The sequence below is a fragment of the Parahaliea aestuarii genome (genome assembly GCF_008064635.1).
Taxonomy (GTDB): domain Bacteria; phylum Pseudomonadota; class Gammaproteobacteria; order Pseudomonadales; family Halieaceae; genus Parahaliea; species Parahaliea aestuarii.
Genome location: NZ_VRYZ01000002.1, coordinates 360,498 through 376,768, shown reverse-complemented (window position 1 = coordinate 376,768; position 16,271 = coordinate 360,498). Strand labels below are relative to the sequence as shown.

12 protein-coding genes are annotated in these 16,271 nt (G+C 65.7%); 6 read left to right on the top strand and 6 right to left on the bottom strand.

Annotated features, from left to right (window positions below; genetic code table 11):
- Nucleotides 1-9: 9 nt before the first annotated feature.
- From FVW59_RS05985 to FVW59_RS05970, 4 genes are all read right to left on the bottom strand, one after another.
- Nucleotides 10-1,374 carry a Na+/H+ antiporter NhaC family protein gene (locus FVW59_RS05985; RefSeq protein WP_148063316.1) on the bottom strand — a complete coding sequence of 455 codons (1,365 nt, stop codon included), beginning with the start codon at nucleotides 1,372-1,374 and terminating at the stop codon, nucleotides 10-12.
- 1 nt (nucleotide 1,375) lies between these two features.
- Nucleotides 1,376-3,259: an NAD(P)-binding protein gene (locus FVW59_RS05980; protein ID WP_148063315.1), complete on the bottom strand. Its 1,884-nt coding sequence runs from the start codon at nucleotides 3,257-3,259 to the stop codon at nucleotides 1,376-1,378.
- An 11-nt stretch (nucleotides 3,260-3,270) separates the two neighbouring features.
- Nucleotides 3,271-5,736, bottom strand: a complete 2,466-nt coding sequence (locus FVW59_RS05975) for a TonB-dependent receptor (RefSeq protein ID WP_246139647.1) — start codon at nucleotides 5,734-5,736, stop codon at nucleotides 3,271-3,273.
- Nucleotides 5,737-6,155: 419 nt separating this feature from the next.
- Nucleotides 6,156-7,751, bottom strand: coding sequence for a tetratricopeptide repeat-containing sulfotransferase family protein (locus FVW59_RS05970; RefSeq protein ID WP_148063314.1), 1,596 nt, complete (start codon nucleotides 7,749-7,751; stop codon nucleotides 6,156-6,158).
- A 129-nt stretch (nucleotides 7,752-7,880) separates the two neighbouring features.
- Between FVW59_RS05970 and FVW59_RS05965 the strand changes: the two genes are divergently transcribed.
- Both FVW59_RS05965 and FVW59_RS05960 read left to right on the top strand, forming a co-directional pair.
- Entirely contained in the window at nucleotides 7,881-9,212 is a 1,332-nt protein-coding gene (locus tag FVW59_RS05965) for an MFS transporter (RefSeq protein ID WP_222711439.1), read from the top strand.
- 89 nt (nucleotides 9,213-9,301) lie between these two features.
- Nucleotides 9,302-10,057 carry a transporter substrate-binding domain-containing protein gene (locus FVW59_RS05960; protein ID WP_187275785.1) on the top strand — a complete coding sequence of 252 codons (756 nt, stop codon included), beginning with the start codon at nucleotides 9,302-9,304 and terminating at the stop codon, nucleotides 10,055-10,057.
- Nucleotides 10,058-10,105: 48 nt separating this feature from the next.
- Here FVW59_RS05960 and FVW59_RS05955 read toward each other — a convergent pair whose 3' ends face one another.
- Nucleotides 10,106-11,011 carry a VOC family protein gene (locus FVW59_RS05955; protein ID WP_148063312.1) on the bottom strand — a complete coding sequence of 302 codons (906 nt, stop codon included), beginning with the start codon at nucleotides 11,009-11,011 and terminating at the stop codon, nucleotides 10,106-10,108.
- Nucleotides 11,012-11,150: 139 nt separating this feature from the next.
- Complete coding sequence (gene ggt, locus FVW59_RS05950) at nucleotides 11,151-12,836, bottom strand: gamma-glutamyltransferase (protein ID WP_148063311.1); 1,686 nt, start codon at nucleotides 12,834-12,836, stop codon at nucleotides 11,151-11,153.
- Nucleotides 12,837-13,039: 203 nt separating this feature from the next.
- Here ggt and FVW59_RS19690 point away from each other — a divergent pair, with 203 nt between their 5' ends.
- From FVW59_RS19690 to FVW59_RS05935, 4 genes are read left to right on the top strand one after another with little or no spacing between them, the layout of a single operon-like run.
- Nucleotides 13,040-13,492 carry a Zn-ribbon domain-containing OB-fold protein gene (locus tag FVW59_RS19690; RefSeq protein WP_222711438.1) on the top strand — a complete coding sequence of 151 codons (453 nt, stop codon included), beginning with the start codon at nucleotides 13,040-13,042 and terminating at the stop codon, nucleotides 13,490-13,492.
- Nucleotides 13,489-14,010, top strand: a complete 522-nt coding sequence (locus FVW59_RS19685) for a Zn-ribbon domain-containing OB-fold protein (protein WP_222711437.1) — start codon at nucleotides 13,489-13,491, stop codon at nucleotides 14,008-14,010. Before FVW59_RS19690 ends, FVW59_RS19685 begins: the two co-directional genes overlap by 4 nt.
- Entirely contained in the window at nucleotides 14,007-15,092 is a 1,086-nt protein-coding gene (locus tag FVW59_RS05940; protein WP_246139646.1) for a lipid-transfer protein, read from the top strand. Before FVW59_RS19685 ends, FVW59_RS05940 begins: the two co-directional genes overlap by 4 nt.
- Nucleotides 15,092-16,255, top strand: a complete 1,164-nt coding sequence (locus FVW59_RS05935) for a thiolase domain-containing protein (RefSeq protein ID WP_148063310.1) — start codon at nucleotides 15,092-15,094, stop codon at nucleotides 16,253-16,255. The genes FVW59_RS05940 and FVW59_RS05935 overlap by 1 nt, the downstream gene beginning before the upstream one ends.
- Nucleotides 16,256-16,271: the final 16 nt, after the last annotated feature.

The window sequence follows — 16,271 nt, the reverse complement described above, 5'->3', positions numbered from 1 at the left end:
ACGGGTGACTTACATAAAAGCGATCGCGAGGTAGGCGAGCAGCGTGACGCCCGCCGCAATCAGTGCATAGGGGAACTGGGTAATGGCGTGCTGCAGGGGGGTGCAGCCGGTGGCCTGCGAGGTCAGTACCGTGGCGTCTGAGTAGAAACAGGCGTGACTGCCGAAGGTGCTGGCGCTCAGGGTGGCGCCGATCACCAGGGTCATGTCGGCACCCAGGTTTTGCCCGAGGGTGGTGACGATGGGCAGCACGATGACGAATACCCCCCAGTTGGAGCCGGTCATAAAGGACACCAGGGCCATGCTGACGAAGATCGCCGCCGGCAGCAGCTGCGCGGTCATGATCGGCTCCATGGCGCCGACCACATAGCCGGGCAGGCCGAGGGCGTCATTCACGTCCTTGAGGATAAAGGCCGCGATCAGCACCGCCAGTGGTTCGATCATGGTCTTGAAGCCTTCGATCACCGTGTCGAAGGCGTCGTGCATGTCCAGCAGGCGCATGCCCATGATCACCGCCACGGTAACCCCGAGGGTGATGTAGATGCCCACCAGGAAGTCGTTGTCGAAGTACATGGTGCTGCCGACAAGTAGCACCATGGGCCCCACGAACAGCCACACCCGCGGTTTCACGTCGCTGCTGACCTTCACCGCGCGATTGGCCTGCTCGATGTGCTCCGCGTCCGGCGGCACCATCACGCCGCCCTCGGCGCGGGCGTCGGCCTTTTTCATTGGGCCGATGGCGGGGATCACCCCCCAGATTACCAGCGGCACCAGCAGGGCGGCGGCCCATGCGTAGAACATGTAGGGAATGGCGGAGATGTACACCGCCAGGCCCTGGCCTTCCTCCGCCAGTCCATTGGACACCAGCAGCCCGCCAAAAAAGGCGCCCCAGGTGGAGTAGGGGATGATGACGCTGATCGGCGCGGCGGTGGAGTCCACCACATAGGCCAGTTTTTCCCGTGACACCCGGAATTTGTCCGTCAGGTCGCGCATGGCGGCGCCGACGGCCAGGGAGTTCAGGTAGTCGTCCACGAACATGACGATACCCAGGCCCCAGGTGGTGAGCAGGGCGCTCTTCTGGCTCTGTACCCGCCTGGCCAGCATCGCGGTAAATGCGCGGGCGGAACCGGTGCGGATCAGCAGGGCGATCAGGCTGCCCATAAAGCCGCAGACCAGCACCACCCAGGCCACGTCCTCGTCGGTCAGCACCCGCAGGGACGTCTCCGCAAGGCCGCCGACAAAGCCCCAGCCGTGCAGCATGATCAGGCCCAGCAGGCCGCCGCAGATCAAGGATTCAATGGGACGCCGTGTCCACACGGCGAGAATGAACACCAGTGCGGTAGGCACCAGTGAAAGCGCGGTAGCGCTGGTTTCCATATCAGTCTCTCAGTTGTTCATTGGTCGCTCGCCAGGCGGCGTCGATGGCGCCGTTGACGAAGGCATAGGCCGAAGCATCGGAGTTGGCGATGGAAATGCGGCCAAGCTGGCGGGCGCCAAGCAGGTGGGGGCCGTTATCGGGGCCATACTCCGGCGGGTCGGAGTACTCATTGTATTCGTAGGCGTAGCCATGCGGCCAGCGGTTTACAGTGAGCGCAGCCATGTCCCGTTCGGCATCGAAGCCGGCGCCACCGAGGGCGCCGTCGAGGGTGGACACGACGTGCTCCTCGAACTGCTCGAAGGAGGTTTCGTAGACCTGGCGCCGGCCGCGGATGTGCTGTTCCTTCGCCTGCAGCCCCTGGTCGGGAGCGCAGGGTACGAAGGAGCCGTGCAGGACGGTGGGCTGGTCCGGGTCGTCGGCAAACTGGTAGCCACCCATGCTGACCGGGAAGTCGAGGCCGATGGAATGCATCATGTCCGGGTTGGGAATGCTGAACTGGCTGTAGCCGAGGTCGGCGAAGGCGCGCCAGTTGCGCACTGCGATGCTGATGTAGACCAGAGGCACCTTGGTGGAGTACTCGATGGCTTCGCGCTGGTCAGCGGGCAGCTCCGGGCAGATATAGGGGATGATGTCGTTGTAGCAGGCCATCACCACGTGCTTGCCGCGCGCCCGGTAGACATCGCCGCCGCGCACATAGGTGACGTCGACGTGTTTCTGTTCGGGGCCGTGCCGGACATTGACCGCGGTGCTGTTGAGGCGGATGCGACAGGCGTTTTCCGGCCGGTCCAGCAGGCTGTAATCCACCCGCGCCAGTACCAGGTCTTCCATGGTGCTGCCGGGTACCGCCTGGGGAATCAGCTTGCGTACCAGCGAGCGGGCCACCCCGGCGTTGCCGTCGGGGAAGTGGAAAATGTAGGGCTCGTTGCGTTCCGGTTCGCGCTGCTTGATGTCGCCGGTGTCCAGGTGGGCGGTGCCGGGCATACCCATGCGCACGGCTTCCAGCGCCGATTGCGCATCCCAGCCGACACCCCACCAGCCGCGGATATTGTCGCGCAGCAGAATGTAGACCGGCTCCGGTACGCCGACGACATCCAGCAGGAATTCGCGGTAGGTGATGCTGCGCAGGTAGGCCGGGCGCTGCTCCCGGGGCAAGTGGGCCAGGTAGTTGGTGTCCGCGCCCAGCAATTGCAGCAGGGCGGCGCGCACCTCGGGGGGCAGGGGATAGCTGCCCACGATATCGGCGTTGCGCCTGACCGCGTCGGCGCCGCCCGCAGCGTCAAAGTGCGGTGCCACCACATCGCGGCCGTAGGCCCCCTCGCTGAAATAGTAACCGCGCTGCAGGTCCCTGCGCTGGTTGAAGCCCTGGTCGAAGTAGTCGTAGAAGCGCTCGGTGTCGATGCCGACATCCCTAAGCAATTGCGCCGACTGCGGCGAGTAGGACCCAGGCGTGTCGATGGACTGGCTGCCGCCGTAGCAGATCAGTTGCTTGCCATCGACGCTGAACTCGTTGCGCTTGGCGTGACCGCCGAAGTCGTCGTGGTTGTCCAGGACCAGGATACTGGCCCCGGGGCCCATCTTCTGGCGATAGAAGTGGGCCGCGGCGAGGCCGGAAATACCGCCCCCCACTACCACCAGGTCGTAGGTTTTGTCGGTCTGCTGCTTTGGCACCGGGTATTTGGCGCCGGCCCAGGCCACCGAGTGCGCGACTTCAAAGGAACCCGGATGACTGCCGCGCAGGCCGGTCAGGGCGGGTGGATAGGTCGCACCGCCCTGGCTTTCCAGCGCCCGGGCGAGTCCGGGGATGCCACCGAGGCCGCCCGCGGCGGCACCCAGCGCGACACCGCCGAGGAAGTCCCGGCGGCTGAGATTGCGTAGTCTGGACATAAGGTTACCGCTTAGAGTCCGTAGCTGAAGCGCAGACCCACGGTGCGCGGGCGGCTCGGGCTGATGTCGGATTGCACAAAGGGTGAACTGGCGGATGTCATGCCGTTGCCTGAGTCGTAATACTCCTCATCCAGCAGGTTCTCCACGAATACGGACAGGGCCCAGCCGGCGGCACCGCGGTAACCGGCGGTGGCCTGCATCTCGGTGTACTCGCCCGTGTAGCGCCAGCCCGCGGCGCGGGTGATGGCGTTGTCCGGCTCCCAGTTGGAGGGCGCGCCGTCCTCCCAGCTCGCCACCAGGTTGCCGAACAGTTCGCCGCTGCCGAAGGGGAAGTTGCCATTCAGCGAAGCGAAGGCGGTGTACTCGGGAATACCGGGGCGGGGCGATCCTTCGCAGGCGTTCTCGTCGCCGAGCCACTCCTCGCCGTTCTGGCAGAAGGCCTGTACGCCGGTGGCCTCGCTGTCGAACCAGGAGAAGCCCAGGTTCAGGCGCCAGTAGTCGGCGAAGGCGAGGTTCCAGACGCCCTCCAGACCCTGGCCGTCGATCTGGCCGGTGTTGCAGACCACGGTTACCGGCGAACCGGGTTCGCTGCAGGTGGCCTGCAGGTCCTCGTATTCGTAGTAGAAGGCGTTCAGCTGCAACTGGCTGGCGCCGTCGAGCTGGCTGCCCTTGTAGCCCACTTCGTAGGAGATGACTGTCTCCTCATCGAAGGTGGAGGGGCGGTGCACGCCCGGCAGGGCTTCCACCCCGCTGAAGGGGCCGCCCGGATCGACGGAGAAGCTGTTGAAGCCGCCCTGCTTGTAGCCGGTGGTGACACTCACGTACAGCAGGTCGTCGTCAGTCGGATGCCAGTTGAGCACGCCGCGGTAGGTGGGTTTGGTCCAGGTGACGGTGTCGGACACCGGCCCCTGGGGCGTGGTGAATCCGGTCTGCACCACCTGGCCGAGGATGCTCTGGTTGCGGTCGGTGAGCACTTCCTGGCTCATCTTCTTCTCGTCGTCGTTGTAGCGCACGCCGATGGCGGCGTCCCACTGCTCGGAGAACTGGAACTGCAGGTCGACATAGGCGGCCCAGCCGGAGAAGGTGCCGCGGGTGCGGTTCCAGTCATCGATCAGGCCGTTATTGGGGCTGGGGCTCCAGGTGTAGGTGCCCCAGTAGTCGTAGAGCACATAGGCGTAAGCGCCGTCGTAGGCATTGTTGTAGTAGTCGAACACACCCTCGCAACTATCACCCCAATACACATTGCAGTAGAGGTCTTCGTCCTGCTGGCCGAGAAACTCGGTGTCCAGTTCCTCGCGGTAATAGCTCAGCCCAGCGTACCAGTTGAACATGCCCTCGTTGTCCGAAGTCAGGCGCAATTCCTGCTCGAAATAGTCGCCGGACTGGATCTGCTCGTAGTTGAAAATGGCGATCGCGGTGCCGTCGAAGTCCTCGGTGTAGTGGTAGTTGTGATCCTTGTAGCCGGTCAGGGAGGTCAGCGTACCCCAGCCCAGGTCGTAGTTGATCTCCAGCCCGGCGCTCCACACTTCGCCGTTGTCGATGATGCCGTTCAGCGGCTCGTCGATACGCACGTCGCGGTCATCGCCGGGCACGGGCAGCTCGCCGTAGATGCTTTCCAGGAAGTCGTAGGCCGGCCCCTTGCCGGTGGCCCGGTAGATCGTGCCGGACTGCTCGCGGTCTTCGTAATCGAGGTAGAGGGTTGCGCTCAGGGCGCCGCCGCCGTCGTAGGTGCCGGTGATGCGAAAGGCGCTTTTCTCGTGCTCGATAAAGTCGTCGCCGCTGATCTCGTTCTCTACATAGCCATCCTCGGTGGAGTAGAGACCTGCCACGCGGACTGCAAAACTGTCGCCCAGGTCGAAATTGGTGCCGCCTTCGGCGCGGAAAATATCGCGTTCACCCACCCGCACATCGGCGTAACTGTCGGCGTCGCCGCGCACCGGCTTGCGTGTGATGATGTTCAGCGCGCCGGCAATGGAGTTGCGCCCGAACAGGAAACCCTGGGGGCCGCGCAGCACTTCCGAGCGCTCCAGGTCGTAGAGGCTGGTGACAGCGGCACCGTTGCGGCCCTGGTAAAAGCCGTTCTTGTAGACACCCAGTGACGGGTCGCCACCGTTGCCGAAGTCGTTGGTGACAATGCCGCGCACGGCGATGGAGTCGAGGAAGCTGTCCTTGGAGTTGCCGGTGACCCCGGGGGTGAAGAACACCAGGTCCTTGACGTCGTCGAGGTTGACGTCGCGCACAAAGTCGCCGGACAGGGCGGTGACCGCCAGCGGCACATCCATCACCGACTCGGCGCGTTTGGTGGCGGTAACAATGACTTCTTCCAGTTGCTGGGCCTGGGCGTTGCCCGCCAGCAGGGCGGTGGAAACCGCAAGAGCCAGGCCGCGACGCGGTGTGCGTGGCACTGGGTTGGGCATTGACGGAACGGTGCTGCGGGTGGGCAGCGCCGGGTTGCGGCGACGGTTGGACAGGCTCATGACTCCCCCTGGGGTTATCCAAGTATGCTTACCGCCCGGCGATTGGGCCGGACGAAATAATCAGCTTGCGGGCGTCATAGGGCCACCCGAAACTCTTAGAGAATTTATGGTCATTTCGGTGGCCGACACAGGGCTTTCTATTTGGCGCTCAGACTGTCTATAACAGTCCGGCACCTGATTTTTACTGTGTCGGCAAAGGCAAATTCAGGCTACGAAATCGGCCGGGGCAATTCAATACGCCGCCATTAAAAAGGTCTACCCCCTTGGGGGTAGATGGGGATGCTTATCATGCCGTTGGTACAAAATAGGTCGCGTCGGCGCTCAACGGGTACTGTGAGCGCGGATTCGTTGCGCCAATCGGTGGACGCTGGCATTACCGCAAATCAGCGAAAACCGCAAAAAAGGCCTGCCGGCACGCTTCAGCGCGGCAGTTGCAGCGGAATCCCCTCCGCCTCCAGCGTTTCCCGCAGCGGCGCCAGCTGGCTTTCGTAGCGGCGCCAGCGACCTACCGAGCGGGTGTGTGCCGCTTCGCGGACCTGCACCGCGCTGGCGGTGGTGACGGCGCCGCTCTGGCGGTGGAAGTCCAGGCAGGCGTCCTCCCAGGGCAGCTCCAGAAAATCGATCAGGCGGCGGGCGTGAGTGTCCGGGTCCGCGGCCACCGTTTCGTAGGGCAGGTCGAGGAAGCGATCGCCGAAGCGTTCGCGCCAGCACTGCATCAGGCGGAAGTAACGGGCGTGGTGCCGGCCCATTTCCCGCTGCTCGTAAGAGTGGGGGTAGGCGTCGGCGAACAGTTGCTTGAAGCTGGCGAAACAGGCGTCCATCGGATCCCGCTGCAGGTGAATGACTTTCGCGTTGGGCAGGGCGGCGAGGATCAGCGGCAGGTAGCGGTAGTTGGTGGGCAGCTTGTCGACAAAACGCGGCAGGGTGCCGCGCAGCTGGCGGCTGGTGCTGAGGTAGGCCTCGCCCAGGCGCTGTACGTCGATCTCGCTGGCCTGCTGCACCAGTTGCGCCGAGTGGCGGGCACGACCCCGGTAATTCACCAGTCGCCGGATGGCGCTGTCGAACTGGCGCAACTCGCCGGCGGAGTGCACCTGCGAGTGGCTGGTGATGATGCGCTCCACCAGTGTGGTGCCGGTGCGCGGCTGGCCGATGATGAAAATGGGCGAGGGGTCGGGGCAGCCCGGGGGCCGGCTGTCCAGCCAGTCGCGGTCCAGCTGTTGTTGCAGCGCCTCGAACATGGCGACTTCCGCGGCTTCGTCGTAGGCCAGCACGCTGCGACGGGCGGCGGCGCCGGCGGCAAAGGCGGCGAAGGCCTCCTCCCAGTCGCCGAGGTCCTCCAGCTCCTTGCCCAGGCCGTAGTTGAGATAGGCCTGGTCGCGGGGAGGGCGCTCGACCGCCAGCAGTTGTTGCAGCCGGTCGATGTGGGAGCGGTCGCCGGCGCGGCGCAGGTTGGACAGCAGCCAGTGCGCGTTGGCGTTGTCCGGATTGACCGCCAGCGCCTTGTGCAGGCTGTCCTCGGCGCCGTCGAAGTCGCCGAGGAACATGCGGTTGTTGGCGCGATTGATCAGGAAGCCCAGGTGCTGCGGCTGCTGTGCCAGCGCCCGCTCCAGCCATTCGGAAGCGGCCTGCTGGTCCCCCAGCAGGCTGTACACCGTGGCGATCGCGTCCTGCACTGCGGGGTTGCCGTCCTGGTGGGCGACGGCCTGGGCCAGCGCCTCGTCGGCGCGGTTGATGTGTCCCATGCGCATGAACAGGCGCGCCAGCTGGGCCCAGGCGGCGCTGTGCGCCGGCGCCAGCTTGGTGACCGAGCCAAAAGCCTGCACCGCGGTGGCCAGGTCGCTGCGGTCCTGGGCCACCAGGCCGACCAGGAAATGCCCCTCCGGCAGATCGGGCTTGGCGGTCAGTACCCGGCGGGCACCGTTGATGGCGCCCTGGTGATCACCGCGGGACAGGGCGCTGTAACCCTCGCGCAGACTCTCCTGCATCCAGGCCTGGGGTGGGGGGCTTTGGTTCATGGTGCGGCCTTCGCGCTGCGGCAAAGGCCCGGATTATGCCAGCCGTTGTGGTGCAGCGTCATCCGCGGCTTGCGGCGCGCACAGCAATGCCGGCAGAATTTGCCGTTTCACCGGACAGGGGGCGAACCAGTGGCGGACAGGCAGCAGCTGAGCGAGCGCATCTACAGCGCCATGGCGGAGGACGAGGACGCCCGGGTTTGTCGCGATATTCCCGAGGAGGCCTGCAACGACCAGCCGCTGGCCTTCACCCTGCAGTTGCTGTCGCAGATCCTGACCAAGATCGGCGACGCCCTTACCAGCTCGCGCCTGGTGCTGGCCTGGATGCTGTCGTCCCTCGGTGCGCCCGCGGTGTATATCGCCATGCTGGTGCCCCTGCGGGAATCCCTCTCCCTGTTGCCCCAGCTGTTCGTCGCCCAGGCAATGAGGGTTCACCCCCTGCGAAAATTCTTCTGGGTGGGAGGCAGTATCGGCCAGGGCCTGTGCCTGGCGCTGATGGTGGTGGCCGTTTTGACACTGCAGGGCAACGCCCTGGGGCTCGCAGTCATCGGCCTGCTCGCCCTGTTCAGTCTCAGCCGCGGCGTGTGCTCGGTGGCGGCCAAGGATGTGCTCGGCAAAACCGTGTCCAAAAGTCGCCGCGGCCGACTCGGCGGACTGGCGGCCTCGGCTTCCGGAGCCATCACCCTGGCGGTGGCGGGTGCACTGCTGCTGGTGCCGCTGTTGGCCGGCGGCGAGCCGGCGGGTGGCAATCGCTGGTTCTTCGCGGCCCTGCTGGCGGGTTGCGCCGTACTGTGGATGTTGGCGGCGGCCGTATATGCCGGGGTACCGGAAGTGGCGGGAGCCACCGAGGGCGGCGGCAATGCCTTTACCGAGGCCATCCGCAGCGTGGGCCTGCTGCGCAGCGATGCCGACCTGCGTCACTTCGTGATCGCCCGGGCACTGCTGGTGAGTACGGCCTTTGCCATTCCCTACCTGGTAGTCATGATCCAGCAGAACAGTCGCGAGGGCGGTCTCGGCTTCGCCGCGCTGTTGCTGGCCGAGGGGCTGGCCGGCTTGCTGTCCGGCCACCTGTGGGGGCGCTGGTCCGACAGCGCCTCGGAAAAGGTGATGGCCGCGGCGGCGGGCCTGTCGCTGGTGCTGATGCTGGCCACCCTCATGCTCAATGCCGTGCACGCACCATGGCTGGGTTACCCGCCACTGGCGGGGCTGTTGTTGTTTGTGGCGGCAGTGGCACACCAGGGCGCGCGTATCGGCCGCAAGACCTACCTGGTAGACATGGCGGGCAGCGACAATCGCGCCAGCTACACCGCGGTCAGCAACACGGTGATCGGCCTGCTGCTGTTGAGCGGCGGCCTGCTCGGCTGGGTGGACGCGACCTGGGGTACGGCGATGGTTCTGTTGCTGCTGTCACTGCTGGCGGCTGCCGCTGTGGCCAGCGCCTGGCGCCTGCGGCCAGTGAATTGATGCGTGTCGAAAGGTGCATTGAGCGGCGTCGATTGCGAGCCCCGGGCAAGTCACCTACCATGCTGGGCATTCTGTTATCGGGTCGTGTCATGAAAACACTAACAACATTTGTCGCACTGTGCCTGCTGTGCGCCGCGCCGGTTTACGCCCAGGCACTGCGGGTGGGGATGTCCCCCGACTATCCGCCGCTGGCCTATCGCGAAGAGGGCCGGGTGGTCGGCATCGAGGCCGACAACGCCACTGCCGTCGGCAAAATCCTGGGCCGTGAAGTGAAACTGGTGCCGATGGCCTTCGAGCAGTTGATCCCCGCCCTGCAGGCCGGCGAAGTCGATGTGCTGATGTCCGGCCTCAGCGTCACCGCCGGGCGCAGCGGCAAAGTGGAGTTCACCGAGCCCTATATGCAGGTGGGGCAGATGGCCATCATGCACCGCGACAAGATCGCCCGTTTCGCCCAGCCCTGGGCGGTGTTTCGCGAGGGCGTGCGTGTAGGAGTGGAGCCAGAGACCACCGGTGCGGCCTTCGCCGCGCGGGAGCTGCCGGATGCCGAAGTCAGTTTTTTCGCCGACCCGGAGCAGGCCTTCAGCGCGCTGCGGGCCGACCGCATTGACCTCTACATCCACGATGCGCCCACCAGCTGGCAGCTGGCAAACAGCGCCGAGAATGAAGACCTGATCAGCACTTATTCTCCCCTCACGGAGGAAATGCTGGCCTGGGCGGTCAACAAGGGCAATGTGGCGCTGCGGGATGAGCTGAACAAGGCCCTGCAGCTGATGCGCAGCAGCGGCACCCTGTCCTATATCCAGAGTCGCTGGATTCCGGTCCAGGTGGAAGTTAAAACGCCCTGAACGAAGAGCGGGCGGAGTCCGGCCGGACTCCGCCGCTGGCGGCAGACGTCAGCCGGGGAAGCTGTACTCGTGCCCCCACAGGTCGCCCTCGGTGCTGACGGTGGGAGTGTAGGTCTCCCAGTCCACCAGCAAACCGTCGTAGCCGTACTCCACCGCGATACCGCCGGGTGCCAGCACATAGAAGGAGCACATGTTGTCGTTCACATGGCGGCCGAGGCTCGCGATCACCGGGTGCCCGCCCTTGTTGGCGCGGTCCAGCCCCCGGCCCACCTCATCCAGGGTGCTCACTTCCACCATCATGTGTACCACGCCGAGCGGGCTGGGCTGGTTGTACAGGGCCAGCGAGTGCTGGCGCGGATTGTCCGCGTGCATGAACACCACGCGGGCTTCGGGCGCGCCCTCGGGCATCGGCGGGTAGAGGTCGTCGCTGATGGCGAGGCCGATCAGGCCGGTGTAGAAGTCGATACTGGCTTCGATGTCCGGGGCCGGAATCACCGCGTGGCCAAAGCCCATGTCACCGGTGTATTCATCGCCGGTGACAAAGGCGGACACGCCGGTGGGCGAGACCAGCGGCTGGTAGTCCAGCTTGCGGCCCCAGTAGAGTTCCAGCAGGTTGCCGGCGGGATCGGTGACGCTGGCGAATTCGCTGACACAGAGGCGTGCCGCCTGGGCGCCGTCGCCGGCGGTAACACTGAAACCGGCGCTCTCCAGGTCGGCGCAGACGCTGTCGAAATCGTCCTTGCAGCGGTATTCCAGGCCGCAGGCCAGCAGGCGGTCGCTGTCGCCGGGTTCAATCATGAAGCGGAAGGGATGCCGGTCCATGCGCAGGAAGCGGGCGCCGGCGGCGTCCTCGCGCCCGGCGTCCATCAGGCCCAGGACCCCGGTGCCAAAGTCCATCCAGGCGCCGGCGTCGCTCGCCTGGATTCTCAGATAGCCGATACTCGCCAGTCCCATGTGTTTACTCCTGTTATCTGCTTGGATTGTCGCGGGCTGAGCCCCGACGCTGGGGGCATTATCAGAGCTTTTTCCTTCCGCATCAGCCACCGCCGGGGATTCAGCGGGCCCCGGTATAGCTATGGGAACCTGCCGCCGGTCAGTCGATCTCCAGCACCTGCGCGGCGCCGCGCCCGCGGCTGTCGGCGGCCGCCTCGATACCGTCAGCACCGATGCGAATAGCCTGCACGTCCCCGAGATCACCCCAGCTGTTGGGCTCCACGGTATAGCCCAGGGCCTTCAGTCCCTTCAGGGTGGCCCTGGGAATCTCGCGCTGGTCGTGGCGCAGCAGGGTGGCCTCCGGCAACTGGTGGTGGAAGCGGGTGGCATCCACCGCGGCCTGCAGGGGCATGCCGAAGTCCTCGAGATTGAGGATCACCTGGAATACCGAGGTGAAAATGGTGCTGCCGCCGGGACTGCCCAGCACCAGTGCTGGCTGGCCGCCGCGCAGCAGGATGGTGGGGGTCATGGAGGACAGCATGCGTTTGCCGGGAGCGATGGCGTTGCGCTCGTTGCCGATGACGCCAAAAGCATTGGGCACGCCGGGGGCGGCGGAGAAATCGTCCATCTCGTTATTCAGCAGGAAGCCGCCACCGGCCACCACCACGCCGGAGCCGAAGTCCCAGTTCAGCGTGTAGGTGAGGGAAACGGCGTTGCCGCTGCCGTCGAGCACTGAAAAATGCGTGGTTTCGGTGGGCTCCAGCCCGGGCTTTACCGCGCTGGGGGAGGACATGCTGTTGGGCCGCACACCGGCGGCGCGGCTGGCGAGATAGTCTTCATCCAGCAGCTCTGTAACGGGTACCTCGACAAAGTCGGGGTCGCCCAGGTACTCGGCGCGGTCGGCAAAGGCGCGTTTTTCCAGCTCCGCCAGCAGGTGGATGTACGCCGGGCTGTTGTGGGCCAGCCCGGCGAAGTGCTGCCCGGACAGGTCGCGCAGTTGCAGCAGTTGCAGCAGGGCGATACCGCCGGAGCTGGGCGGCGGTGCGGTGAGCACGGTGACATCGCGCCACTGCTGCTGCAGGGGCTGGCGCCACACGGGCCGGTAGTCCGCCAGGTCCCGGGCGCTGATCAGTCCGCCGCTGGTCTGCATGGTGCGCAGGATCTGTTTGGCGATGACGCCGCGATAGAAATCGTCCGGGTCCTCGGCGATGCGCATCAGCGTCGTGGCGAGATCGGCCTGGGGAAAGCGTTCGCCGGCTTTCAGCTGGCCGAAGTAGCTGGCGAAATTGGTGATCCCCGCAAACTCGGCCCCGGCTTCCTCGGCCAGGCTGGCGAGATCGTCCGGCACGATGAAACCGCGGTAGGCGAGGTCGATGGCGGGGCGCAGCAGGCGCTTCCAGGGCAGGCTGCCGTAGCGTTCGTGGGCCGCGGCCAGGCCGGCCACGGTGCCGGGCACGCCAGAGGCCAGGCCGCCGATCAGCGCATCCTGCTGGCGAAACCGGCCGTCGTCGTTGAGGTACATATCGCGGCTTGCCGCGGCCGGGGCGCGCTCACGGAAGTCCAGGAAGTTTGCCTCGCCATCCATCAGGCTGAGCATGAAACCGCCGCCGCCGATATTGCCGGCCTCGGGATAGGTGACGGCCAGCACAAAGGCGGCGGCGATGGCGGCGTCTACCGCGTTGCCGCCCTCCTGCAGAACCGCAGCGGCGGCTTCCGCGGCGTGGGGTTCGGGCATGGCGATGGCGGCGGTGCCGGCGCGGCTTGCGCCGCTGGCCAGCAGCAGGCAGAGCGCGATGAGCGCGATACCCAGCGGATGACTGTGCGTGGCGGTTTTGCAGTTGGGCATATCGGCTCCGGTATATCGCCCGTGTACAGGCGTTGATGCGCCGACGCTAGCAGATGCCGGGGCTGCGGGGAATAGCGCCGCGCCGGTGGTGACCCTGATCAGAAATGTCAGCCCGACCTGGAACTTCCCGCCATTGAGGCATTGGGGGCAGTGCCTGATACTGATCTCAATAACGCTAACAGCAAAGACGACGGAGGGTCGCCATGTCCCCAACAGAAGTGCTCAGCGAAGCCTTCGAGCTGGGCTTTACTTACACCCGGTCCACCGGTCCGGTGGTGGGTCGCTTCCTCACCGGCCTGCGGGACCGGCGCATCGAAGGCGTGCGTGCCAGCGATGGCCGGGTGATCGTACCGCCGATGGAGTACGACTCCGACACCGCCGCCGCCCTGGATGACTTCGTGGAAGTCGGGCAGCAGGGCGAAATCGTGAGCTGGTGCTGGGTCAGTGAACCGCGCCGGGCCCATCCCCTGCAGCAGCCCTTTGCCTGGGCCATGATCAAACTCGACGGTGCCGACGTGGCAATGATTCACTGCGTCAGTGCCGCGAGCGAGAGCCAACTCGCCACCGGCGCGCGGGTGAAGGTGCGCTGGGCCGAGGAGACCCGCGGGCACATCAAGGATATTGCCTGTTTCGAACTGGCGGAGGTGACGCAATGAGTGAGGCACGCGAACCGGTGACCGGCATCGAGGCGCCGGTCTACCTGCAGTACCAGTTCACCGCCGGGCGCGCGCCCAGCCGGTTCCTGTCGGCGCTGAAGCAGGGGCGACTGACCGGCCAGCGCTGCCCGGGCTGCAGCCAGGTCTATATTCCGCCGCGGGGCGCCTGCCCGGCCTGCGGCATTGCCACCGAGGAAGAGGTCACCCTGTCCAACAAGGCCACGGTGCAGTCCTTCACCATCGTGTATATCCCGATCCCCGGCAATCCGATCAAACCGCCGTATATTGTCGCCAACCTGGTGCCCGACGGCGCCAACATTTCCTTTATCCACCTGCTCAGCGAATGCGTGAACGAAGAGGTGCATATCGGCCAGCGGGTACAGGCGGTATGGAAGCCCGAGGCCGAGTGGGACTACAAGATGGACAACATTATTTACTACAAACCGCTGGATGAACCCGATGTGCCGGTGGAACTCATCGGCAAACTGGGGGTTGACGGCCGGGAGGTGCAGCCATGAGCGGGTTGAAAGCCATGAGCGCGCAGCGAGACATTGCCATTGTCGCCTTCCACCAGTCGGACTGCCAGGCCAGCGCCGGCGCCACCAACGAGGTGGAGCTGATCATGCCGGAGATTCGCGCGGTGATGGATCAGGTGGGGCTGCACAATGCCCAGGATGTGGACTTTGTCTGCTCCGGCAGCTGTGACTACCTGCAGGGCGCCGCCTTTGCCTTTGTCGCCGGGGTGGATGCACTGGGGGCCGTGCCGCCGATCCGCGAATCCCACGTAGAGATGGACGCCGCCTGGGCGCTGTATGAATCGGTGCTGAAAATCCGCATGGGCCACGCCGATTCGGCGCTGATCTACGGCTTTGCCAAGTCTTCGCCGGGTGAGCTGCCGATCGTCCTGTCCCAGCAGCTGGACCCCTACTATCTGGCGCCCCTGTGGGTCGACACTGTCTCGCTGGCGGCCATGCAGGCGCGGCTGATGCTGGATGCCGGGAAGATTACCGAGGCCGATATGGCCGCTGTGGTGTCCCGTTCCAGACGGAATGCAATGAACAACCCGCACGCCCAGCTGGCCGGTGACCTGAGTGTGGAAGCACTGTTGCAGGAAGCGCCTTTTGTCTCGCCCCTGCGTCGCCACGATTGCAGCCCGGTGTCCGACGGCGCCAGCGCCATGATCATCGCCACGGTTGAGCAGGCCGAGGCCTGGGGCAAGCCCTACGCCATTCTCCGCGGCATCGATCACCGCATCGAGAGCCACAACCTCTGCACCCGCGACCTCACCGATTCGCCATCCACCCGGCGCGCAGCCGAGGCGGCGGGGGTGGCCGACGGCGCGATCGACGTGGCTGAGCTCTATGCGCCCTTCAGTCACCAGGAAATCATCCTCAGCCGCGCGCTGGGCCTGGGGGAGGGTACCCGCGTCAACCCCTCCGGCGGCGTACTGGCCGGCAACCTGATGATGGCGTCGGGACTGTCGCGCGTTGGCGAGGTGTTCCAGCGCATTGTCAGTGGCGAGGCCCGCCGCGGGGTGGCGCACGCCACCAGCGGGCCCTGCCTGCAACACAATCTGGTCGCAGTCGTGGAGGCAGCGTAATGGCACAACTGGCAGCAGTGATCGGCACCGGCCAGACCCGGTACAAGACCAAACGTGGCGATGTCTCCATCGCCGGCCTCCTGCGCGAGGCGGCAGTCAATGCACTGGAGGACGCCGGCCTCGGTTTCGAGGACATCGACGCGGTGGTGATCGGCAAGGCGCCGGACATGTTCGAGGGCGTGGTCATGCCCGAGTGCTACCTGGCGGACGCCCTCGGCGCCAACGGCAAGCCCATGCTGAGGGTGCACACCGCCGGTTCGGTCGGAGGCTCCACCGCCCTGGTGGCGGCCTCCCATGTCCAGAGCGGCACCTTCAAGCGGGTGTTGACCGTGACCTACGAGAAACAGTCCGAGTCCAACGCCATGTGGGCGCTGTCCACGCCCCAGCCCTTTGCGGTGCACCTGAACGCCGGGGCCGGTGGCTATTTTGCGCCCATCATCCGCGAATACATGCGTCGTTCAAAGGCGCCCTGGGATGTGGGCATCAAGGTGGCGGTGAAGGATCGCCTGCACGGCGCCCGCAATCCGCTGGCCCACCTGCACAAGCCCGACATCACCATGAAGGAAGTAGAGGAGTCCATGATGCTGTGGGATCCCCTGCGCCTGCTGGAGGCCTGCCCCTCGTCTGACGGCGCCTGTGCCATGGTGATTGCCGCGGAGGATGCTGTGGATTCCAGCGCCAAGCCTCCGGCCTGGATTCGCGGTGGCGCCATGCGCTCCGAGCCCACCATGTATGCCGGGCGCGAGGAAGTGAACCCGCGCGCCGGCCGCGACTGTGCCGCCGACGTCTATGCCCAGGCTGGCATTCGCGATCCACGCAGGGACCTGGATGTGGCGGAAATCTATGTTCCCTTCAGCTGGTACGAACCCATGTGGCTGGAAAACCTGGGCTTTGCCGAGGAAGGGCAGGGCTGGCGCCTGACCATGGAGGGGGCAACGTCCCTGGACGAGGGGGGTGACATTCCCTGGAACCCGTCCGGCGGCGTGCTGTCCTCCAATCCCATCGGTGCCTCCGGCATGATCCGCTTTGCCGAGGCGGCCCGGCAGGTGCGCGGCGATGCCGGCGCCCACCAGGTCGAGGGCGCAAAACTGGCCATGGGCCACGCCTACGGCGGCGGCGCCCAGTTCTTCTCCATGTGGATTGTCGGGGCCGACAAGCCCTGACGGCCACTCGGCGCTG